General features: G+C 59.3%; 17 protein-coding genes. 10 read left to right on the plus strand and 7 right to left on the minus strand.

What is annotated here, in order from left to right; genetic code table 11:
• Positions 1 to 84: 84 nt before the first annotated feature.
• Together C1Y42_RS04550 and ydgT are read right to left on the minus strand one after the other, a co-directional pair.
• The gene (locus tag C1Y42_RS04550; RefSeq protein ID WP_104092883.1) at positions 85 to 528 is read right to left on the minus strand and encodes a DUF2569 domain-containing protein; all 444 of its coding nucleotides are present in this window, start codon (positions 526 to 528) and stop codon (positions 85 to 87) included.
• Between the two features lie 109 nt (positions 529 to 637).
• Positions 638 to 853: a transcription modulator YdgT gene (gene ydgT / locus C1Y42_RS04555; protein WP_010618950.1), complete on the minus strand. Its 216-nt coding sequence runs from the start codon at positions 851 to 853 to the stop codon at positions 638 to 640.
• A gap of 674 nt (positions 854 to 1,527) precedes the next feature.
• Here ydgT and ytfQ point away from each other — a divergent pair.
• Genes ytfQ through yjfF form a run of 4 tightly spaced genes read left to right on the plus strand, consistent with a single transcriptional unit; the run spans position 1,528 to position 6,051 of the window.
• Positions 1,528 to 2,484, plus strand: coding sequence for a galactofuranose ABC transporter, galactofuranose-binding protein YtfQ (gene ytfQ / locus C1Y42_RS04560; RefSeq protein WP_021506185.1), 957 nt, complete (start codon positions 1,528 to 1,530; stop codon positions 2,482 to 2,484).
• Positions 2,485 to 2,538: 54 nt separating this feature from the next.
• Positions 2,539 to 4,059 (plus strand): sugar ABC transporter ATP-binding protein, encoded by a 1,521-nt coding sequence (locus C1Y42_RS04565; protein ID WP_021506184.1) that lies wholly within the window; start codon positions 2,539 to 2,541, stop codon positions 4,057 to 4,059.
• Entirely contained in the window at positions 4,052 to 5,068 is a 1,017-nt protein-coding gene (ytfT, locus tag C1Y42_RS04570; RefSeq protein ID WP_058758461.1) for a galactofuranose ABC transporter, ATP-binding protein YtfT, read from the plus strand. The genes C1Y42_RS04565 and ytfT overlap by 8 nt, the downstream gene beginning before the upstream one ends.
• Positions 5,065 to 6,051 carry a galactofuranose ABC transporter, permease protein YjfF gene (gene yjfF, locus C1Y42_RS04575; protein WP_021506182.1) on the plus strand — a complete coding sequence of 329 codons (987 nt, stop codon included), beginning with the start codon at positions 5,065 to 5,067 and terminating at the stop codon, positions 6,049 to 6,051. The genes ytfT and yjfF overlap by 4 nt, the downstream gene beginning before the upstream one ends.
• Before the next feature lie 473 nt (positions 6,052 to 6,524).
• Here the strand turns inward: yjfF and araA are convergent, their stop codons facing one another.
• Together araA and C1Y42_RS04585 are read right to left on the minus strand one after the other, a co-directional pair.
• Positions 6,525 to 8,015 carry an L-arabinose isomerase gene (gene araA / locus C1Y42_RS04580; RefSeq protein WP_104092884.1) on the minus strand — a complete coding sequence of 497 codons (1,491 nt, stop codon included), beginning with the start codon at positions 8,013 to 8,015 and terminating at the stop codon, positions 6,525 to 6,527.
• Positions 8,016 to 8,026: 11 nt separating this feature from the next.
• Positions 8,027 to 9,712: a ribulokinase gene (locus tag C1Y42_RS04585; RefSeq protein WP_104092885.1), complete on the minus strand. Its 1,686-nt coding sequence runs from the start codon at positions 9,710 to 9,712 to the stop codon at positions 8,027 to 8,029.
• 366 nt (positions 9,713 to 10,078) lie between these two features.
• On the opposite strand from C1Y42_RS04585, the gene C1Y42_RS04590 reads away from it, so the two are divergent.
• The 5 genes from C1Y42_RS04590 to C1Y42_RS04615 all read left to right on the plus strand — a co-directional run bounded on the left by C1Y42_RS04590 (position 10,079) and on the right by C1Y42_RS04615 (position 15,854).
• A complete protein-coding gene (locus C1Y42_RS04590; RefSeq protein ID WP_021506179.1) occupies positions 10,079 to 11,062 on the plus strand; it encodes an arabinose ABC transporter substrate-binding protein in 984 nt (327 codons plus the stop codon).
• A gap of 174 nt (positions 11,063 to 11,236) precedes the next feature.
• Complete coding sequence (gene araG, locus C1Y42_RS04600; protein ID WP_104092886.1) at positions 11,237 to 12,757, plus strand: L-arabinose ABC transporter ATP-binding protein AraG; 1,521 nt, start codon at positions 11,237 to 11,239, stop codon at positions 12,755 to 12,757.
• A 17-nt stretch (positions 12,758 to 12,774) separates the two neighbouring features.
• A complete protein-coding gene (araH, locus tag C1Y42_RS04605) occupies positions 12,775 to 13,761 on the plus strand; it encodes an L-arabinose ABC transporter permease AraH (protein ID WP_021506177.1) in 987 nt (328 codons plus the stop codon).
• 57 nt (positions 13,762 to 13,818) lie between these two features.
• Complete coding sequence (gene araC / locus C1Y42_RS04610) at positions 13,819 to 14,736, plus strand: arabinose operon transcriptional regulator AraC (RefSeq protein WP_104092887.1); 918 nt, start codon at positions 13,819 to 13,821, stop codon at positions 14,734 to 14,736.
• 77 nt (positions 14,737 to 14,813) lie between these two features.
• Positions 14,814 to 15,854 carry an oxidoreductase gene (locus C1Y42_RS04615; protein WP_104092888.1) on the plus strand — a complete coding sequence of 347 codons (1,041 nt, stop codon included), beginning with the start codon at positions 14,814 to 14,816 and terminating at the stop codon, positions 15,852 to 15,854.
• A gap of 62 nt (positions 15,855 to 15,916) precedes the next feature.
• On the opposite strand, the gene add is transcribed toward C1Y42_RS04615, so the two are convergent.
• The 3 genes from add to malX all read right to left on the minus strand — a co-directional run bounded on the left by add (position 15,917) and on the right by malX (position 19,798).
• Positions 15,917 to 16,915 carry an adenosine deaminase gene (add, locus tag C1Y42_RS04620; protein WP_058758464.1) on the minus strand — a complete coding sequence of 333 codons (999 nt, stop codon included), beginning with the start codon at positions 16,913 to 16,915 and terminating at the stop codon, positions 15,917 to 15,919.
• A 118-nt stretch (positions 16,916 to 17,033) separates the two neighbouring features.
• Positions 17,034 to 18,209 carry a MalY/PatB family protein gene (locus C1Y42_RS04625; protein ID WP_104092889.1) on the minus strand — a complete coding sequence of 392 codons (1,176 nt, stop codon included), beginning with the start codon at positions 18,207 to 18,209 and terminating at the stop codon, positions 17,034 to 17,036.
• Positions 18,210 to 18,211: 2 nt separating this feature from the next.
• Complete coding sequence (gene malX, locus C1Y42_RS04630) at positions 18,212 to 19,798, minus strand: maltose/glucose-specific PTS transporter subunit IIBC (RefSeq protein WP_031279154.1); 1,587 nt, start codon at positions 19,796 to 19,798, stop codon at positions 18,212 to 18,214.
• A gap of 177 nt (positions 19,799 to 19,975) precedes the next feature.
• Here malX and malI point away from each other — a divergent pair, with 177 nt between their 5' ends.
• Positions 19,976 to 21,001: a Mal regulon transcriptional regulator MalI gene (malI, locus tag C1Y42_RS04635; RefSeq protein WP_031279152.1), complete on the plus strand. Its 1,026-nt coding sequence runs from the start codon at positions 19,976 to 19,978 to the stop codon at positions 20,999 to 21,001.
• The last annotated feature ends 106 nt before the right edge of the window (positions 21,002 to 21,107 follow it).

A 21,107-nucleotide genomic window follows, 5' to 3' on the forward strand; every position in this document is an offset into this window, starting at 1 on the left:
ATTGAGAGGTGCATCTCAACCTTTGCGCGATTCGTGCGCTGGCTGAGAGCACTCAGAATTAAATTCCTGACGAAAAGAGCGTCATCAGGGCTGAATAAAGGTCTGTTTTACCCGCTGTGAGCGTTTGAAGTAGGGCACAAAGACTGCCGTCGAGAGCAGGGCCAGCAGCAGTGTCTGGATCGCTTTCCCATCGGCCACCGGCGTAAAAGCGAAGGTTTTCAGCGCCAGCAATACGGTCATCAGCAGCCAGAGAATGTAGTGACGCGGCAGACGGCGCGAGCGCTGACAAAAGATCCAGCACACCCAGATGCTGTACAGCCACACCGCGGCGGCGGTGAGTAAAGACACCAGCCACTGCGTCATTAAAATACTGGCGTGAGAAAACAGCGTGGTGCGCAGTTCCGTGTCAAACAGCGGCCGCAGATAGAGCGCCACCACCAGCGCGCTGGTCAGCATCGTCATAATCAGCCAGGCCAGCGGCAGCAGCAGCCAGCCGGCAATACGCGGCGGGTTTACCGATTCGGACATGTTGTTCATCCTGATGTAAGAAAAAAGACGAGGCAGAGCGTACCATGTCCAAACGGGTCACGCCCGATTCGGACAGCGCACCAGGGGCAGAAACAGAGATAAGCGCGCTTTACACCACGTAGCGCCAGACGGATTTCGGCACACAGCCGAGGTCATACAGACGGCCACCTGAGGCAAGTTCAGCACGGCGGTGATCGGCGGCGCGGTACATATTGATGATCTCGTTATCATCAGTGAGCGAATAATTGAGGTGATCGTAGAGTTTTTCCAGACTCTCAAGATTATTCACTTTACGAAATTTCAGCAGGTAATCGAGCGCAGTCATGATTGCCATAAAAGATAGAGAACGGGGAAGTGCTCAAGTATAGGGAGCACGCGGCCAGAGTCCAGACACCGCGGTTAAAAAAATTCAAAATTCAGACAACGTGCGCTAATTCGCTCATCAAAAGGGACTTTTTTACGCTTTTATCTTTTTTAACGCGCATTTTCCTGCGCGTCAGGCGCGTTTTTGGCCCCGTTAACCGGGGGCTGGTGAGAAAATTTAACAGCTGCCTTAAACGGTATTCCAGACGCTATTTTTCGCACTTTTGTTGCGCTTATTTTGTAACGCAGCAGGCGCGAAAAAGCGATTTATCTGTAACGGGTGACGCACAAGGGTGCAGCTGTGATGAAACGTCAAATCGCAAGTGTGCGAATTATCACAAAACAGAACATTGCCTGCTGCGCGCATGAATAACCATTCTTTACGTGTCCGTTGTAATCGTTTCCAGTGCCTGCGGTCATAACCGCTTCTGTTTATTACAGTTATTTAACCTCCGCTGACATAAAATTCAGGCGTTTTGTCCATAAGCTGAGTCAGCTGTCTGACACACTGATACGCGTAACCCCTTTAATTCATTCTGTTTTGTGAGGTGTGTCGCGCTTGTTTTAGCGCAATTGCGCCAGGCTTGAAGCGCGTTTGTACCCCTACAGCACACTCCCTTCAGAGGAATGAAAATTATGTGGAAACGTTTACTCTTGACCACCATGGTCAGCGCCGCACTCAGCACATCGGTTCTGGCTGCCGACATGACGGTGGGCTTCTCGCAGGTCGGCTCTGAATCCGGCTGGCGTTCAGCCGAAACCAACGTGGCAAAAAGTGAAGCGCAAAAGCGCGGTATCACCCTGAAAATTGCCGATGGTCAGCAGAAGCAGGAGAACCAGATCAAAGCGGTGCGCTCGTTTATCGCTCAGGGCGTTGACGCCATTTTTATCGCGCCAGTGGTGCAAACCGGCTGGGAACCGGTGCTGGAAGAGGCCAAAGACGCCAAAATCCCGGTGTTCCTGCTGGACCGCGCCATCGTGGTGAAAGATAAATCGCTGTACATGGCGGTGGTGACGGCCGACAACGTGCTGGAAGGCAAACTGATTGGTGACTGGCTGGTGAAAACCGTCGGTGACAAGCAGTGTAACGTGGTGGAACTGCAGGGTACCGTCGGTGCCAGCGTGGCGATCGACCGTAAGAAAGGCTTTGCCGAAGCCATCGCCGGCCACAACAACATCAAAGTGATTCGCTCGCAGTCCGGTGACTTTACCCGCAGTAAGGGTAAAGAGGTGATGGAGAGCTTCATCAAAGCCGAGAACAACGGCAAAAACATCTGCATGGTGTATGCGCATAACGACGACATGGCGATCGGCGCCATCCAGGCGATTAAAGAAGCTGGCCTGAAACCGGGCAAAGATATTCTTACCGGTTCGATTGATGGCGTGCCGGATATCTATAAAGCGATGCTGGCCGGCGAGGCCAACGCCAACGTTGAGCTGACGCCGGACATGGCCGGCCCGGCGTTTGATGCGCTGGAGAAATTCAAAAAAGACGGCACGCTGCCGCCGAAAATCATCAAAACCGAATCAAAACTGTTCTTACCGGCTGACGCTCAGGCGGAGCTGGATAAGAAAAAAGGCATGGGTTACTGATCCCCGCAACCGCCCTTCGGGGCGGTTTTTATGACGTAAGCGAGGCAGAATCTGATGAGCAGCTACGATGAAACACCCCTGCTGAGCCTCAACGGCATCAGCAAAGGCTTTCCCGGCGTCAAAGCGCTGGATAACGTGTCGTTCAGTATCCGCAAGGGCGAAATTATGGCGCTGCTGGGTGAGAACGGCGCGGGGAAATCGACCCTGATTAAAGTGCTGACCGGCGTCTACACGCGGGATGCCGGCACCATTACCCTCAACGGCGCGGTGATTGCCCCGCACAGCACCGCCGATGCGCAGCAGATGGGCATTGGTACCGTTTATCAGGAAGTGAATCTGCTGCCGAATATGTCGGTGGCGGATAACCTCTACATTGGCCGCGAGCCGCGCCGCTTCGGCATGATCGATCGCAAGCGCATGGTGCGCGACGCCGATGCGCTGATGCGCAACTACGGTTTTGCGCTGGATGTGACGCGTCCGCTCGGCCACTACTCGGTGGCGATGCAGCAGATCATCGCGATCTGCCGCGCGGTCGATCTCTCCGCGCAGGTGCTGATTCTGGATGAACCAACTGCCAGCCTCGATGCCAGCGAAGTGGAGATGCTGTTTACCCTGATGGCGCAGCTGAAAGCCAAAGGCATGAGCCTGATTTTCGTCACCCACTTTCTCGACCAGGTGTACCGTATTACCGACCGGATTACCGTACTGCGCAACGGCCAGTTTATCGCCACGCGGGACACCGCCTCGCTGCCGCAGATTGAGCTGATCAAGCTGATGCTGGGGCGAGAGCTGCTGGAAACCGCACTGCAGCGCCAGGGCAGCACGTTACGCAGCAATCAGCCGGTGGTGTCGTTTGAGGATTACGGCAAGAAAGGCACCATTGAACCGTTTAGCCTGCAGGTACGGCCGGGCGAAGTGGTGGGGCTGGCCGGGCTGCTCGGCTCCGGGCGCACCGAGACCGCCGAGGTGCTGTTTGGCATCCGCCGCGCCGATCGCGGTACCGCCACCATCAAAGGCAAAGTGCAGCACATCCGCACGCCGGCCAAAGCCTCGCGTCTCGGCATGGGCTTCTGCCCGGAAGATCGTAAAACTGACGGCATCATCGGCGCGGCCTCGGTGCGGGAAAACATCATTCTGGCGCTGCAGGCGCAGCGTGGCTGGCTGCGGCCGATCAAACGTCGTGAGCAGCAGGCGATAGCCGAGCGTTTTATCAAGAGCCTGGGTATTCGCACGCCGCATGCCGACCAGCCGGTGGAGCTGCTGTCGGGTGGCAACCAGCAGAAGGTGCTGCTGTCACGCTGGCTGGTGACTAAACCACAGTTTCTGATTCTGGATGAGCCGACGCGCGGTATCGACGTGGGCGCCCACGCCGAGATCATTCGGCTGATTGAATCCCTGTGCGCCGACGGACTGGCGCTGCTGGTCATCTCCTCTGAACTGGAAGAGCTGGTGGGCTATGCCGATCGCGTGCTGATCATGCGCGATCTGAAGCAGGTCGCCGAAATTCCGCTGGAGCAGCTGTCGGTGGCGTCGATCGTCAACGCCATCGCGGACGGAGGAGCACAACATGCTTGAATCGCCTATGACACACGAAAAACCGGAACGGCGGAAGCCGAAGCTGCCGCCGGGCATGCCGCAGATCGTCGCGCTGATTCTGGTGCTGCTGATCGACAGCCTGGTGGCGAATAACTTTTTTGCTATTCACATTCAGGATGGCCGGCTGTTCGGCAGCCCGATTGATATTCTCAACCGCGCCGCACCGGTGGCGCTGCTGGCGATTGGTATGACGCTGGTGATCGCCACCGGCGGGATCGATTTGTCGGTGGGCGCGGTAATGGCGATTGCCGGCGCGACGGCGGCGACGCTGACGGTGGCGGGGCATAGCCTGAGTTTTATTATTCTGGCCACGCTCGGCACCGGGCTGCTGTGCGGCCTATGGAACGGCGTGCTGGTAGCGCTGCTGAAGATTCAGCCGTTTGTCGCCACGCTGATTCTGATGGTGGCCGGGCGCGGCATCGCGCAGCTGATTACCCAGGGACAGATCGTCACCTTTAACAGTGACAGCCTCGCGTGGTTTGGCAGCGGTTCGCTGTGGCTGCTGCCGGTACCGGTGTGGATTACCCTGCTGGTAGCGGTAGCGGTATGGCTGCTGACGCGCAAAACCGCGCTTGGCCTGTTCATCGAAGCGGTAGGCATCAACCTGCGTGCGGCGCGTAATGCCGGGGTGACCGGCTGGCTGGTGGTGATGTCCACCTACGCCATCAGCGGCGTGTGTGCGGCGGTAGCCGGGCTGATTGTCGCCGCCGATATTCGCGGTGCCGATGCCAATAATGCCGGGTTGTGGCTGGAGCTGGACGCCATTCTGGCGGTGGTGATTGGTGGCGCCTCACTGATGGGCGGGCGTTTTAACCTGGTGCTGTCGCTGGTTGGTGCGCTGATTATCCAGTCAATGAATACCGGCATCCTGCTGTCAGGTTTTCCGCCGGAGCTGAACCAGGTGGTGAAAGCGGTAGTGGTGATGTGCGTACTGCTGCTGCAGTCGCCGCGCTTTATCGCCATGCTGAAGGGGAGACGTAAACCATGATCAAGCGTCATTTACCGTTAATGATTACCCTGCTGGTGTTTGTCGCGGGCTACCTGTTCTGCCTCAGCCAGTTTCCCGGCTTTGCCTCAACGCGGGTGATTTGCAACATCCTCACTGATAATGCGTTTCTCGGCATCATCGCCGTCGGCATGACGTTTGTGATTTTGTCCGGCGGCATCGATCTGTCCGTTGGCGCGGTGATCGCCTTCACCGGCGTGTTCCTGGCGCGCATCATCGGCGACTACCATGTTGACCCGCTGCTGGCCTTTGCGCTGATTCTGGCGGCAGGCGCACTGTTTGGTGCCATGATGGGCTGGCTGATTGATGCGTTAAAAATCCCGGCCTTTATTATCACCCTCGCCGGGATGTTCTTCCTGCGCGGCTGCAGCTATCTGGTGTCGGAAAACTCGATTCCTATCGATCATCCGCTGTATACCACGCTGTCGAGCCTGGCGTGGAAAATTCCCGGCGGCGGGCGTCTTAGCCTGCTGGCGGTGATCATGTTGGTGGTGGTGGCGGGGGGCATTCTGCTGGCGCACCGTACGCGCTTCGGTAATCAGGTGTACGCCATTGGCGGCAATCTGACATCGGCTCAGCTGATGGGCGTGTCGACGCGCGCCACCACGATTAAGATTTATATGCTGTCGACCACGCTGGCGACGCTGGCAGGCATCGTATTTTCCATTTACACCTCGGCCGGCTACGCGCTGGCCGGGCTGGGCGTCGAGCTGGATGCCATCGCTTCGGTGGTGATTGGCGGAACGCTGCTGTCGGGGGGCGTCGGTACAGTGCTGGGCACGCTGTTCGGGGTGCTGATTCAGGGGTTGATTCAGACATGGATTAACTTCGACGGCACGCTGAGTTCGTGGTGGACCAAAATCGCCATCGGTATCCTGCTGTTTGCCTTTATTGCGCTTCAGCGTCTGCTGACGGTGATGTGGGACCGCCAGCAGAACGCGCCGGTTAAGCGTTTAACGTCTTAGTCGTGATCGCATGTGTGTGTTAAGAGGTGCGCAAACTGGCGCACCTTTTTTTATGCACAGATTCGTGGATGTTGGGTGGGGTTTACAGTTTTAGCGCTCAGAGTCGTGAAAGTTTGGTGGAGTTGCTGTTAATTGGGTGCCTGGCCCCACAAAGGCCAGCCCGATCGCAAAGAAACCCCGCATCCATGCCGATCGGCCGCGCCATCCCTGGCGCGGACGCTTTGCGCTTCGGGCAGGCCTTGATGGGGCAAGTGAGACTGTCATTGCTGTCGTCAGTACGACGCTTGATGGTTGATGCAAATTCGGCTTCAGTAAAAGCGCAACGAAGCTGCATCAAGGAAACCAGGGCGGCCGGGGCGACAGGGAGGTATTCACGCCGGCTTTACGTAACGCCTGCCGTTGTTGACTGGACCGCAGTTTCGCCATAAAAAAAGCCGCGATACACTCGCGGCTTACTTCAACATCTCAGGCTATTACCGTTGCAGGCGGTAGTACGCGTCGTTCCAGCGCAGCGCATCTTTAAAGGCCGGCAGGCGCGTCTCGTCATCAATCACCAGCACTTCGATGCCGTGCAGTTCACCGTACAGGTACATATCCTCAACATCCAGCGCCTGGCTGAACACCGTATGGTGTGCGCCACCCGCCAGGATCCACGCTTCAGAAGCGGTGGCCAGCGACGGCTGTGCGCGCCACAGCGCACGTGCCACCGGCAGCTTCGGCAGCGCCTGCGGCTGTTCAATGGTATCGACCACGTTGACCAGCAGACGGAAGCGGTCGCCCATGTCGATGACGCTGGCGTTCACCGCGCGACCCGCCGGCGTCGAGAAAATCAGACGCGCCGGATCGGCTTTGCCGCCAATGCCGAGGAACTGCACATCAATCAGCGGTTTCTCCTCTTTGGCGATCGACGGGCACACTTCCAGCATGTGCGAGCCCAGTACCAGCTCGTTGCCCGGCGCGAAGTGGTAGGTGTAATCCTCCATAAACGAGGTGCCGCCGGCGCGCGTGCCGGCCTGCACTTTCAGGATGTGCAGCAGCGCGGCGGTTTTCCAGTCGCCTTCACCAGCGAAACCGTAGCCCTGAGCCATCAGGCGCTGAACCGCCAGACCGGGCAGTTGGGTCATACCGTGCAGCGTCTGGAAATTGGTGGTAAAGGCTTTACAGCCTTCGCTATCGAGGAAGCGCTTCAGGCCCAGTTCGATGCGTGCGGCATCCAGCACATTCTGCCGCTTGTCGCCGTTTACAGACGCCACTGCGCTGAACAGATACTGGCTCTCGTACTCGTCGACCAGCGCGTTGACATCGCCGTCGCTGACGCTGTTCACCACCTCAACCAGATCGCCGACGCCCCAGCCGTTAACCGCATAGCCAAACTGAATCTGCGCTGCCACTTTATCGCCTTCGGTGACCGCCACTTCGCGCATATTGTCACCGAAGCGCGCCACTTTCAGCTGCTGGCTGGCCTGCTTCGCCAGCGCGGCATTGATCCAGCGCGCGATACGCTGCTGGCTGGTTTTATCCTGCCAGTGACCGGTCACTACGCTGTGCTGCAGACCCATGCGCGCGCCAATGAAGCCGAACTCACGGCCGCCGTGCGCGGTCTGGTTCAGGTTCATGAAGTCCATGTCCATGCTGTCCCACGGAATTTCCGCATTGAACTGGGTGTGAAACTGCAGCAGCGGCTTATGCAAAATACTCAGTCCGCCAATCCACATTTTTGCCGGCGAAAAGGTATGCAGCCAGGTAATGATACCGACGCACTGGCTGTCGTGATTGGCCTCGCGGCACAGTGCCAGCGCTTCATCCGGTGATTTCACCAGCGGCTTCAGCTCAAGCGGCACCGGCAGCGTACCGGCCTGGTTCAGGCCGTCCATCACCTGGCGCGCATGCTGCTCAACCTGGCGCAGGGTTTCCGCTCCGTAGAGATGCTGTGTACCAATCACAAACCAGACTTTCTGTTCCATTCATCGCTCCTTTACTTAGCGGATGCGGCGCGCGCGGCGTACTGCGGTTCAGCCGCCTGGCACCAGTGTTGATAACGTTGATAAAGCTGCTGATAAGTCGCCACGCGCTGGCTGTCCGGCTGCAGGGTGACGGCAATCGGACTGGCCATCACCTGCTGCGCCGCCGGCACATCGGGGTAAACGCCGGCGGCAACGGCGGCAAAAATCGCCGCGCCCAGCGCACAGCACTCATCGGAAGCGACAATGTCCAGCGGCCGGTTCATCACATCGCAGCAGGCCTGCATGATGGCAGGGGATTTGCGCGCAATGCCGCCGAGCGTCAGGATGTTCTGCACCGGAATCTGCTGCTGCTCGAAGCACTCCATGATGGCGCGTGCGCCAAAGGCGGTGGCGGCAATCAGGCCGCCGAACAGCGCCGGCGCATCGGTGCCGAGGTTGAGGTCGGCAATCACGCCTTTCAGGCGCTGGTTGGCGTCCGGCGTGCGGCGACCGTTAAACCAGTCCAGCACCACCGGCAGGTGATCGAGTTGCGGATTTGCCGCCCAGGCGTCGGTCAGCTGGCGGATCAGATCCTGCTGCAGCGCGGCCAGCTGCGGCTGTAATTCAGGATGGCGCTGCGCCGCCTGCTGCAAAGGCCAGCCGAGCAGGCGACTGAACCAGGCATAGATGTCGCCGAACGCCGATTGTCCGGCTTCACAGCCGATGGCGCCCGGCATTACGCTGCCGTCGACCTGACCGCAGATGCCTTTGATCGCGCGATCGCCCACCTGTTCGCTGTCGGCGATCAGGATGTCGCAGGTCGAGGTGCCGATGACTTTCACCAGCGTGTACGGCTGTGCGCCCGCGCCAACCGCGCCCATGTGGCAGTCAAAGGCGCCACCGGACAGCACCACCTGTTCTGACAGACCGAGGCGCTGCGCCCATTCGCCCGACAGCGTGCCGACCGGCACATCGGCGGTAAAGGTATCGCTGAACAGCGGCGAATCGAGCTGTTCCACCAGCATGGGATCGAGCGCGCGAAAGAACGCCGCCGGCGGTAAACCCTGCCACTCCGGATGCCACAATGATTTGTGCCCGGCGGCGCAGCGTCCGCGCCGCAGTTCGGCCGGTGCGGTGGTGCCGCTCAGCAGCGCGGGCACCCAGTCGCACAGCTCTACCCACGAAACCGCCGCCTCTCGCACCGCGGCATCGGCACGCGACACGTGCAAAATTTTGGCCCAGAACCATTCGGAGGAGTAAACGCCGCCGATGTAGCGGGTATAGTCGGTGAACTGGCCGCTGCGGCACAGGCGGTTGATCTCTTCGGCTTCTTCTATGGCGGTATGATCTTTCCACAGCACAAACATGGCGTTGGGATTGCTGGCGAATTCCGGACGCAGCGCGAGGACGTTGCCGTCGCGATCGATGGGGGCCGGCGTCGAGCCGGTAGAATCGACGCCAATACCCACCACCGCGGCGCGCTGCGCCGGACTTAACGCCTGCACCACGCTGACGATGGCTTGTTCCAGCGCATCAATATAATCCTGAGGATGATGACGAAAGCGGTTTGCGTGTGCATCGCAGAATTCACCCTTTGCCCAGCGCGGATAGTTGACCACCGCCTTTTCCAGCTCTTTACCGCTGTGGCACTCCACGGCCAGCGCCCGTACCGAGTCACTGCCGAAATCCAGCCCAATTGTTATGGCACCCGCGCTCATCGGGATTCTCCTGTGTGAGTTGTCTCGCTCTATCCTGGAATGGGGCGCGGGCGGCGGTTAGTCACCAGCGGCTGAGAATATGCACTTTTCTGTCATCGGCGGGGTTGTGTGATCGACAGCAAAAGTTAATGTCCGGTTAATTTTGCTGAATATATGGAGAATTTAGTCATCGTTTTGGGATGTGATACCGCTCTACATTTTTCCGCGCTTTTCCCGCTACAACTAGCCCAGCGTTTGCACAGCCTTTGTACAACCTTTGAGCTAACGCGCTGATTTTGCGCTGTACCCGAACGTGAAATCTGATTGGTAGCGTTTACACCGATTCGTTGATAACAGCGATAAAACACCATTGTGCCGGAGAGCATCATGCATAAATTCACTAAAGCACTGGCGGCCGCAGGCCTCGCCGCGCTTATGTCACAATCCGCTATCGCCGAGACCATGAAGCTCGGTTTTCTCGTCAAACAGCCGGAGGAACCCTGGTTCCAGACCGAGTGGAAATTCGCCGATAAGGCCGGCAAAGATCTCGGCTTTGAAGTGATCAAAATTGCCGTGCCGGACGGTGAAAAAACCCTGAACGCTATCGATAGCCTGGCGGCGAGCGGCGCCAAAGGCTTTGTCATCTGTACCCCGGATCCCAAGCTGGGCTCGGCCATCGTCGCCAAAGCACGCAGCTATGACCTGAAAGTGATTGCCGTGGACGACCAGTTTGTCACCGCCAAAGGCAAGCCAATGGATACCGTACCGCTGGTGATGATGGCGGCGACCAAAATCGGCGAGCGTCAGGGCCAGGAGCTGTACAAAGAGATGCAGAAGCGCGGCTGGGATGTGAAGCAAACCGCCGTGATGGCGATTACCGCGAACGAACTGGACACCGCGCGCCGCCGCACCGGTGGCTCAATGGCCGCGCTGAAAGCGGCCGGCTTCCCGGAGAAACAGATTTATCAGGTGCCGACCAAATCCAACGATATCCCGGGCGCGTTTGACGCCGGTAACTCGCTGCTGGTGCAGCATCCGGAAGTGAAGCACTGGCTGATTGTCGGCATGAACGATAACACCGTGCTGGGCGGCGTGCGCGCCACCGAAGGCCAGGGCTTCAAGGCGCCGGACGTGATCGGCATCGGTATCAACGGCGTGGACGCGGTAAGCGAGCTGTCGAAGGGCGCGCCAACCGGCTTCTACGGTTCCCTGCTGCCGAGCCCGGACGTGCACGGCTATAAGAGCAGCGAAATGCTCTACAACTGGGTGACCAAAGGCCAGGAGCCAGCGAAATTCACCGAAGTGACCGACGTGGTGCTGATCACCCGCGACAACTTCAAAACCGAGCTGGCGAAGAAAGGGCTGATGTAAGTCGGTTTTAAGCCGTCCTCAATGTGATGTTAATTAACAGGCAGCCGGCATAGTTCGTGCTGTAGCAAGGCGGCAGGCACGTTTATCCCCGGGAGCTTACTGAGGTCAGTGACCGGGGTAAATGTGCGCAGCCAACGCGGCTACGGTGCGAAATATGGAGGCTCAGGAGTTCCCATGAACACGGATCCAGCATTTCTGTCATTTCATGGCATCAGCAAAACCTTCCCTGGCGTGAAAGCGCTGCAGGATATCTCTTTTCAGTGCCGCGCCGGTGAAGTGCACGCGCTGATGGGAGAAAACGGCGCGGGCAAATCCACGCTGCTGAAAATCCTCAGCGGCAGCTATCAGCCCAGCGGCGGCGAAATCCGCATCAAAGGCACAGCGAAAAGCTTCAGCAATACCGTTGAGGCGCTGGATGCCGGCGTAGCGATCATTTACCAGGAGCTGCATCTGGTACCGGAAATGAGCGTGGCGGAGAACATCTATCTTGGCCAGCTGCCGCACAAGCGCGGGCTGGTTAACCGCAAGCTGCTGCGCTACGAAGCCGGTCTGCAGCTGAAAAATCTTGGCATGGATATCGATCCCGACATGCCGCTGAAATACCTGTCGCTCGGTCAGTGGCAGATGGTCGAAATCGCCAAAGCGCTGGCGCGCAACGCGCGCATCATCGCCTTTGATGAGCCGACCAGTTCGCTGTCGGCGCGCGAAATTGAGCATCTGTTCCGCGTGATTCGCCAGCTGCGCGAACAGGGCCGGGTGGTGCTGTACGTGTCGCATCGCATGGAAGAAATTTTCGCGCTGAGCGATGCCATCACCGTGTTTAAGGATGGGCGCTACGTGCGCACCTTCACGGATATGGCCAATACCCACCATGACGATCTGGTGGAGGCGATGGTCGGACGCAACCTCGGAGATATCTATGGCTACGCGCCACGTGAGCTGGGCCCCGTGCGTCTGCAGCTGGACAAGGTGGAAGCGAAAGGCGTGCGGATGCCGATATCGCTGACAGTGCGCGCCGGAGAAATTGTCGGTCTGTTTGGACTGGTCGGTGCCGGCCGCAGCGAACTGATGAAAGGACTGTTTGGTGCCACCCGGCTGCGCGCGGGCACGGTCACGCTGGACGGTAAGCAGCTCAACATCCGCGAACCGATTGATGCCATCCGCGCCGGCATCATGCTGTGCCCGGAAGATCGCAAAGCCGAAGGCATCATCCCGGTGCACTCGGTGCGCGAGAACATCAATATCAGCGCGCGCCGCCACAACCTGAGTGCCGGCTGTCTGATCAAGCCGGGCTGGGAAGCGAAAAACGCGGACCACCACATTCGCTCGCTGAACATTAAAACGCCGGGCGCGCATCAGCTGATCATGAATCTGTCCGGTGGCAACCAGCAGAAGGCAATTCTGGGCCGCTGGCTGTCGGAGGAGATGAACGTGATCCTGCTCGACGAACCGACGCGCGGCATTGATGTCGGCGCCAAACATGAAATCTATAACCTGATTTATCAGCTGGCGAACAAAGGGATCGCGGTGCTGTTTGCCTCCAGCGATCTGCCCGAAGTGATGGGACTGGCCGACCGCATCGTAGTGATGCGCGAAGGTGAGATTGCCGGTGAACTGCCCCACGACGCCGCCACGGAGCAGCTGACGCTGAGCCTGGCCATGCCGAAAACCACTCAAGCGGCCGCCGTGGCCTGAGGTAAAGGAGAGTAAAAATGGCTTCATCTACCACGTCCAATACGCCACCGGTGCAGCGCAGTGGCCTGCAGCTCGGGCGCATCTGGGACAACTTCGGCATGCTGGTGGTGTTTGCGCTGCTGTTTATCGTCTGCGCCATCTTCGTGCCTAATTTTGGCACCTTTATCAACATGAAAGGGCTGGGCCTGGCGATGTCGATGTCCGGCATGGTGGCGTGCGGCATGCTGTTTTGCCTCGCCTCCGGCGATTTCGACCTGTCGGTGGCGTCGGTGATTGCCTGCGCTGGCGTCGTCACCGCCGTGGTGATTAACATGACCGAAAGCCTGTGGATCGGCGTCGCCGCCGGCCTGCTGCTCGGTATGGCCACTGGCTTCGTTAACGGCTTCGTGATTGCGCGTCTGAAGATTAACGCGCTGATCACCACGCTGGCGACCATGCAGATTGTGCGCGGCCTGGCCTATATCTTCTCCGACGGTAAAGCGGTGGGGATTGAGGATGAGCGCTTTTTCACCCTCGGCTACGCCAACTGGCTGGGCGTGCCGGCACCGATCTGGCTGACCATCGCCACCATGATCGTGTTCGGTTTCCTGCTGAACAAAACCACCTTTGGCCGCAACACGCTGGCGATTGGTGGCAACGAGGAAGCGGCGCGGCTGGCCGGGGTGCCGGTGGTGCGCACGCGCATCATCATCTTTATCCTTTCCGGGCTGGTATCAGCGGCGGCCGGCATTATCCTGGCTTCGCGCATGACCAGCGGTCAGCCGATGACCTCGCTCGGCTATGAGCTGATCGTTATCTCCGCCTGCGTGCTGGGCGGCGTGTCGCTGAAGGGCGGTATTGGCAAGATCTCCTACGTGGTCGCCGGGGTATTGATTCTGGGTACCGTCGAGAATGCCATGAATTTATTGAATATCTCGCCATTCTCACAGTATGTGGTGCGCGGTTTGATACTGTTAGCGGCGGTGATCTTTGACCGCTACAAACAAAAAAGCAGAACCGCCTGATCCCGCGGGCGCAGTCGCAACGCTGCGCCCCAACGTCACGCGAACCGGGAGATCCTTATGTACCACCGCGAAGCGCCGAGTGAACAGCAAAATCCTTTACTGCCGGGCTATCCGTTTAACGCCTGGCTGGTGGCCGGACTGACGCCGATCAACGCCGGCGATCAGCTCGATTTTTTTATCGATCGCCCGCACGGCATGAAAGGTTACATCCTCAATCTGACCATTAAGGGACAGGGACGCGTCTTTGACGGTGAGTCAGCGTTTGACTGCCAGCCGGGCGACCTGCTGCTGTTCCAGCCGAAAACGCCGCACTATTATGGCCGCGCGCCGGACAGTCTGTGCTGGCATCATCGCTGGGTCTATTTCCGTCCACGCGCCTACTGGACCGACTGGCTGCAGTGGCAGGATCAGAACCAGGGCGTTGGCCGGCTGCGGTTGCCGGAAGCGCTGCGCGCCGAATTTGACCGCCTGTTTGCCAGCATCGAACAGACGCACAACTCCGGGCGTCGCTTTGCCGAAGAGCTGGCGATGAACCTGCTGGAGCGCCTGCTGCTGCGCGCGGTGGAAGAGGATCCGCGCAGCCATCAGCAAATTCGTGACCCGCGCGTCATCGAAGCCTGCCAGTACGTCACCAATCATCTCGCCAGCGAGGTGAAAATCGAGGAAGTGGCGCGCCATGTCTGCCTGTCGCCGTCGCGCCTGGCGCACCTGTTTCGTGAACAGATGGGCATTAATCTGCTGCGCTGGCGTGAAGACCAGCGGGTGATTCGCGCCAAGCTGCTGCTGCAAACTACCCAGGAACCGATTGCCTCGGTGGGGCGCGAAGTCGGTTATGACGATCAGCTCTACTTCTCGCGCGTGTTCCGCAAGCGGGTGGGCGTCAGCCCGAGCGATTTTCGCCGCCGCAGTCAGGATGCGCATGACGCGCTGGTGGCGCAGGAGAGCTGGCAACCGGCACGGAGTGCGATCTCCTGAGCTTTCAGGTGATTCCACCTTGTTCTTACTGACTGATTCGTCTTAAATCAGTCAGGTCACGAACAAGAGGAATGAGAATGAGCGATAAACTACGTGTCGGCCTGATCGGCTACGGATTTGCCAGCAAAACCTTCCATGCGCCGCTGATCGCCGGAACGCCAGACGTTGAGCTGGCGGCGATCTCCAGCAGCGATGCCAGTAAAGTGCACGCTGACTGGCCGTCGGTAAAGGTGGTGGCCGATCCGCAGGCGCTGCTGGATGACCCGACGCTGCACCTGATTGTAATTCCTACCCCGAACGACACCCATTTCCCGCTCGCCAAAGCGGCACTCAATGCCGGCAAGCATGTGGTGGTCGATAAACCGTTTACCGTGACACTGTCACAGGCGCGCGAACTCGACCAACTGGCGAAAGCCAAAGGGCTGCTGCTGTCGGTGTTCCATAACCGCCGCTGGGACAGCGATTTCCTGACGCTGAAAACGCTGCTCAACGACGGTACGCTGGGCGAGGTACGCTATCTGGAATCGCACTTCGATCGCTTCCGTCCGGAAGTGCGTCAGCGCTGGCGCGAAATGAAAGGCCCGGGCAGCGGGATCTGGTTCGATCTCGGACCGCACGTGCTGGACCAGGCGTTGCAGCTGTTTGGACCGCCGGTGGCGATCAACGTCGACATGGCTGAACTGCGTCCGGGCGCGCAAACCACCGATTACTTCCACGCGGTGCTGACTTATCCCACCCGGCGCGTAGTGCTGCACGCCAGCATGCTGGTGGCCGCGGAATCGGCGCGTTTTGTGGTGCACGGCACGCGCGGCAGCTACGTTAAGTACGGGCTCGATCCGCAGGAGGACCGTCTGAAAGCCGGTGAACGTCCGCCGCGTGAAGAGTGGGGCTACGACATGCGCAACGGCACGCTGACGCTGGCCGAGGGCGACGTGATGGTGGAGAAAGAGCTGCTGACGCTGCCGGGGAACTATCCGGCCTATTATGCGGCGATCCGCGACGCCATTGCCGGTAACGGTGCCAACCCGGTTACGGCGGAAGAGGCGATTCAGGTGATGGAGCTGATTGAGCTTGGCCTGCAGTCGGCGGAGAAACGCCAGACACTGTCCCTGAAGTAAACCGGACGGCGTTATCGCCAGCCGATCAACAAGGAGCGCAATCTGCGCTCCTTTTTTATGGCTCAGGCTGCAACGCGCTGGCGCAGCGCGGCTTTCTCCGCCTCGGTTAAAAAGGCGATAGCGATGCCGTTCTCTTGTGCCTGGCGAATCTCGGCGGCGCTCAGGCCCGCCTGTGGCGCAGCCACCTCATATTCATGCGCCAGCTCAATGCCTTGTACTGCCGGATCGTCAGTGTTGATGGTTGCCAGAATGCCGTGCTGCAGGAACGCCTTCAGCGGATGGCTGGCCAGCGAGGCCACGGTGCTGGTCTGAATGTTCGACGTCAGGCAGGATTCAACGCCAATGCGCTGTTCGGCGAGGAAATCCATCAGCGCGCGGTCTTCAATCGCTTTGACACCATGACCGATGCGCTCAGCGCCCAGCTCGCGGATCGCCTGCCAGATGCTCTCCGGTCCGGCGGCTTCACCGGCATGCACGGTAATGCGGAATCCGGCGTCGCGGGCGCGGTTAAAGTGGCTGAGAAACTCGCTGCCCGGGAAGCCCAGTTCGTCACCGGCCAGATCGACGGCAGTGATGCCGTCGCGGTGCGCCAGCAGACCTTCCAGCTCGCGCAGGCAGGCTTCTTCGCCGAAGGTGCGGCTCATGATGCCAATCAGCTTCACATCAACGCCGTACTGCTGCACGCCCGCGCGCACACCATCAATCACCGCTTCCACCACGCCAGCAATCGGCAGCTGATGGTTCATCGCCATGTAGCCCGGTGAGAAGCGCAGCTCAGCGTAATGGATACCGGCCTGCGCTGCGTCAGCGACGTTTTCCAGCGCTATGCGGCGGCAGGCGTCGAGATCGCCCAGCACTTTGACGCCCCAGTCAAGCTTCTGCAGGAAGCTCACCAGGTCCGGCTGGTTGGCGGTCACCTGCACGTGTGGACGCAGCGTATCCAGCGTATCGGCGGGCAGCGCAAGATTGAACTGGCGACCTAAATCAAGGATGGTCTGGGCGCGGATATTGCCATCGAGGTGGCGGTGAAGGTCGGTGAGGGGAAGTTTCGCATCAATCATGTCGCACTCGCTGAATTAACGTAAAGTGCAGACCATTATAAAAACATCTTGCGCAACCGCGCCAGTGATTTGCGCAAAGCGGGCAGCGGATGCTGAATTAATCAGCATCCGCTGCAGGTCAGAACGATTGCAGTGCGGCAATCAGCCGGTCCAGCCCGTCATCCAGCTTGCTGCGCGGGCAGCCGGCGTTGAGACGCAGATAGCTGCGGCTGGCGCTGCCGTAGGTGCTGCCTGGCATAATCGCCACCTTATGCTGCTGGATCAGTCGCTGCTGCAGCGCGACGTCATCAATGGCCAGCGGCGCGGTGTCAATCCATGCCAGATAAGTAGCCTGCGGCGGTTGCCAGTTGAGCCCGGCAAACGCCGCGTTGAGCCGTTGCGCAATGTGCTGCATATTGGCACGCAGATAATCGCGCAGCGCGTCGAGCCAGGGTGCGCCGTGACGGTAGGCGGCAATGGTGGCAGCCAGCGCCATCACCGCCGGTGACGACAGCCCGTCCTGCTGCTTCAGCGCGTGAAACCACGCCCGGCGGTCGTCCGCGTGCGGAATAATGCCCCAGGCACCGGTCAGCGCCGGAATATTGAAGCTCTTCGAGGCCGAGGTAAACAGCGCCCAGCGGCCTTGTGCCACCTCGCACCACGGCGTGTGGCGCGCCTCGCTCAGCACCATATCCATATGGATTTCGTCGCTGATCACGCTCACGCCATGCCGTTCGCACAGTGCCGCCATCTGCTGCAGCTCTGCGCGCTGCCACACTTTGCCGGTGGGATTGTGCGGGCTGCACAGTAACATCACCTTACAGCGCGGCCGCGCCAGCAGGATTTCCAGCTGAGCCATATCACAGCGCCATGTGTCGCCAGCACGCTGCAACGGTAACTCCAGCACCCTGCGCTGATTACCGATGATTGTCTGGTAAAACGCATCATAGGCGGGCGTGTGAATCAGCACTTCATCCTCCGCCTGCGTCCAGTGGCGCAGCAGCTGCGCCACCATATAAATCACCGATGGGCCGTACACCAGCGACTCTGCCGCGACCTCGCTGGCAAAGCGGCTGCGCATCCAGTGCTGCAGGGCGGAGAGGAAATCCTCGTGCTGCCAGCGGCTGTAGCCCAGCACGCCGTGATTCAGCCGCTGCTGCAACGCGTCAATGATGCAGGGAGCCGTGGCGAAATCCATATCAGAGATGGTGAAAGGCAGCAGATCTGGTACGCCGAAGCGGTCGGCGACAAAGTCCCACTGCGTGCACCAGCTGCCGTGGCGATCCACTACCCGATCAAAATTAAACGCCTGCATGTTTACACCGTCGCGCTCATCAGATGGGCCATTTCATCTTTGACTGACTGCACCTGCGGGCCAATGACTACCTGCAGATTGGTCTGATTGAGGTGCACCACGCCGATGGCGCCGTTGGCTTTCAGCGCGGCATCGTCGACCTTGCTCATGTCGGCCACCGACAGGCGCAGGCGCGTCAGACAGTTATCCAGCGAGGTGATGTTGTCAACGCCACCCAGCGCCGCGAGAATCGCTGGCGTGTTGTAGCCGGATTTGCCCACGCCGGCGCGGCTGACCTGCTGCTCAACGCGGCTGGTTTCTGCTTCGCGGCCTGGTGTTTTGATGTTGAAGCGGGTGATGGCGAAACGGAAGATGGCGTAGTAACCCACAAACCACACGGCAGCAATCACCGGCACCCAGTACCATTTGGTAGAAAGGCCGTGCAGCACGCCAAACACGAAGAAGTCGATCACGTTACCGTCGGTATTACCGATGGTCACGCCAAGCATTGCCATCACGGTGAAGCCGAGACCGGTCAGCAGCGCGTGGATCAGATACAGTACCGGTGCGACAAACAGGAACAGGAATTCGATCGGTTCGGTGGTGCCGCCGACCACGCAGGCAACCACGCCCGAAATCAGCAGGCCTTTAATTTTGTGACGGTTTTCCGGGCGCGCGCAGTGGTAAATCGCCAGCGCTGCCCCCGGCAGGCCGCCAAGGAATGCCGGCATTTTACCCTGCGACAGGAAGCGGGTAGCGCTTTCCGCGAAGCCGTGAGTTTCCGGACACGCCAGCTGCGCCTGGAAGATGGTCAGCGCGCCGCTGACGCTGTGACCACACACCTCCATGGTGCCACCGGCATCGGTAAAGCGAATAATCGCCACCAGAATATGCTGCAGGCCAAACGGCAGCAGCAGACGTTCACCGGTGCCGAAGATCATCGGGCCGAATTCGCCCGCGCTGTTGATCATCCAGCCAAGGCCGGTGATCGCGCGCGCAAAGAAAGGCCAGATCAGCGGTACTACCAGCCCCAGCAAGCCCATCACCACGGTAGTGATAATCGGCACAAAGCGCGTGCCGCCGAAGAATGCCAGCGCATCCGGCAGGCGAATATTGTGAAAACGCTCGTGCAGCCAGAACACCACAATGCCGACAATCACCGCGCCGAGAATACCGGTGTCGATGGACTGAATGCCGAGAATGTTCTGCACGTTATTGGCTTTCAGCACCGCCGCATCGGTAGTCGGCAGAATCCCGTTGATGTTCAGCCAGAAGTTAACGCTGAGATTGAGCACCGCAAAGCCGACGAAGCCGGCAAACGCCGCCACGCCTTTGTTTTCCCGCGCCATGCCCAGCGGGATGGCGATGGCAAACATCACCGGCAAATAGCTAAAGGCAAAAGAGCCGATTTTTGCCATCCAGATAAACAGGTATTGCAGGAACGGCTGGTCGAGCAGCGGAATCAGCGTCAGCACATCATGGCTGCTGAGTGAACTGCCGATCCCTAGCATGATGCCGCAAAACGACAGCAGCGCCACGGGTAGCATGAAGGTTTTCCCCAGGCTCTGGAAAAATTCCCAGAGCGACATTTTGGGTTGGCTGTGAGGCATAGTCTCTCCTGGCTAAAAAGTAACAAGCGGGTAAAGTGGTGGAGGATGATAAAACGTTTTATCAGAGCTTTTTGTGGTGATAATCACAAAGCGTGACGAGCATCAGGCTTTATTTTTATGCGAATCAGTGTAACGTTTTACCTCTTTGAATTTTCCGGCAACGAAAAGCGTCACACTATGTCCCAGCAGAAAATCACCATCCATGATGTCGCGCAGGCCGCTGGCGTATCGGTCAGCACGGTATCGCTGGTGCTGTCCGGCAAAGGGCGCATTTCACCCGCCACCGCCGCGCGGGTGAATCAGGCGATTGAGCAACTCGGCTATGTGCGTAATCGCTCGGCCTCCATGCTGCGCGGTGGTGAGAGCGGGGTGATTGGCCTGATCGTGCGCGATCTCAGCCAGCCCTTTTATGCAGCAATGACGGCGGGACTGAGTGAGGTGCTGGAGCAGCAGGGCAAAGTGCTGGTGCTGACGCAGAGTGGTCAGCACGGCCAGCATCTGCAGCGCTGTTTTGATTCACTGGCGGCGCAGGGTGCCGATGGCATTGTGCTGGGCGGCGCGGTGGCGCAGGCGGAATCGCTGCGGCTGCAGGCGCAGGAGCAAAATATTGCGCTGATCTGCGCCGCGCGCGCCAGCAGTCTGGAGAAAGTCGATTCGCTGCGTCCGGATAACAGCCAGGCGGCGCGGATGGCCACCGAGTATCTGATCAAACAGGGACATCAGCGCATTGCCTGGGTCGGCGGTCTGGGTTCGTCACTGACGCGCGCCGAACGTATCGGCGGCTATTGCGCCACGCTGCTGCAGTACGGTTTGCCGTTTCGCCCGGACTGGATTATTGAATGTGACGATCGCCAGCAGAGCGTCTCTGCGCTGACGCAGGCGCTGCTGCATCAGCATCCGCGTATTACCGCTATCCTGGCCCACAATGCCAGCACCACGCTCGGCTGCTATTTCGGCGCGCTGCGCAGCGGCCGCACCCTCGGGGAAGATGCCGTGGACAGTTACTACACCCAGCAGCTGGCGCTGGTCGGCTTCAACGACGATCCGCAGCCTGAGCTGAACGATCCGGCATTGACGTTTGTCAGCAGTGAAGCGCGCATCGTCGGGCGGCGCGCGGCAGAACGCATATTACAGCGCCTGGCGCAGCCACAGGCCGATGTGCAGACGTTAATCGTGCCGCCGCAGCTGGTGCAGGGCCGCTAGGCCTGTCGCCCGCCCGGCGTCAGGTCATCCCTTGCCACGTTTCTGTTACCGCTGCTTACCGATTGTCAGCCGGCCAGTGATCATCGTTCTGCTTATGCATTGCGGG

It is taken from the genome of Pantoea sp. ICBG 985, assembly GCF_002928365.1.
GTDB classification, from domain to species: domain Bacteria; phylum Pseudomonadota; class Gammaproteobacteria; order Enterobacterales; family Enterobacteriaceae; genus Pantoea; species Pantoea dispersa.

Coding starts and splice junctions, on each gene's coding strand:
- araG (WP_104092886.1), top strand. CDS start 11,237: ATGAACACGGATCCAGCATTTCTGTCATTTCATGGCATCAGCAAAACC.
- C1Y42_RS04585 (WP_104092885.1), bottom strand. CDS start 9,712: ATGAGCGCGGGTGCCATAACAATTGGGCTGGATTTCGGCAGTGACTCG.
- araA (WP_104092884.1), bottom strand. CDS start 8,015: ATGGAACAGAAAGTCTGGTTTGTGATTGGTACACAGCATCTCTACGGA.
- yjfF (WP_021506182.1), top strand. CDS start 5,065: ATGATCAAGCGTCATTTACCGTTAATGATTACCCTGCTGGTGTTTGTC.
- malX (WP_031279154.1), bottom strand. CDS start 19,798: ATGCCTCACAGCCAACCCAAAATGTCGCTCTGGGAATTTTTCCAGAGC.
- ydgT (WP_010618950.1), bottom strand. CDS start 853: ATGACTGCGCTCGATTACCTGCTGAAATTTCGTAAAGTGAATAATCTT.
- C1Y42_RS04565 (WP_021506184.1), top strand. CDS start 2,539: ATGAGCAGCTACGATGAAACACCCCTGCTGAGCCTCAACGGCATCAGC.
- ytfQ (WP_021506185.1), top strand. CDS start 1,528: ATGTGGAAACGTTTACTCTTGACCACCATGGTCAGCGCCGCACTCAGC.
- ytfT (WP_058758461.1), top strand. CDS start 4,052: ATGCTTGAATCGCCTATGACACACGAAAAACCGGAACGGCGGAAGCCG.
- C1Y42_RS04550 (WP_104092883.1), bottom strand. CDS start 528: ATGTCCGAATCGGTAAACCCGCCGCGTATTGCCGGCTGGCTGCTGCTG.
- araC (WP_104092887.1), top strand. CDS start 13,819: ATGTACCACCGCGAAGCGCCGAGTGAACAGCAAAATCCTTTACTGCCG.
- malI (WP_031279152.1), top strand. CDS start 19,976: ATGTCCCAGCAGAAAATCACCATCCATGATGTCGCGCAGGCCGCTGGC.
- C1Y42_RS04625 (WP_104092889.1), bottom strand. CDS start 18,209: ATGCAGGCGTTTAATTTTGATCGGGTAGTGGATCGCCACGGCAGCTGG.
- add (WP_058758464.1), bottom strand. CDS start 16,915: ATGATTGATGCGAAACTTCCCCTCACCGACCTTCACCGCCACCTCGAT.
- araH (WP_021506177.1), top strand. CDS start 12,775: ATGGCTTCATCTACCACGTCCAATACGCCACCGGTGCAGCGCAGTGGC.
- C1Y42_RS04590 (WP_021506179.1), top strand. CDS start 10,079: ATGCATAAATTCACTAAAGCACTGGCGGCCGCAGGCCTCGCCGCGCTT.
- C1Y42_RS04615 (WP_104092888.1), top strand. CDS start 14,814: ATGAGCGATAAACTACGTGTCGGCCTGATCGGCTACGGATTTGCCAGC.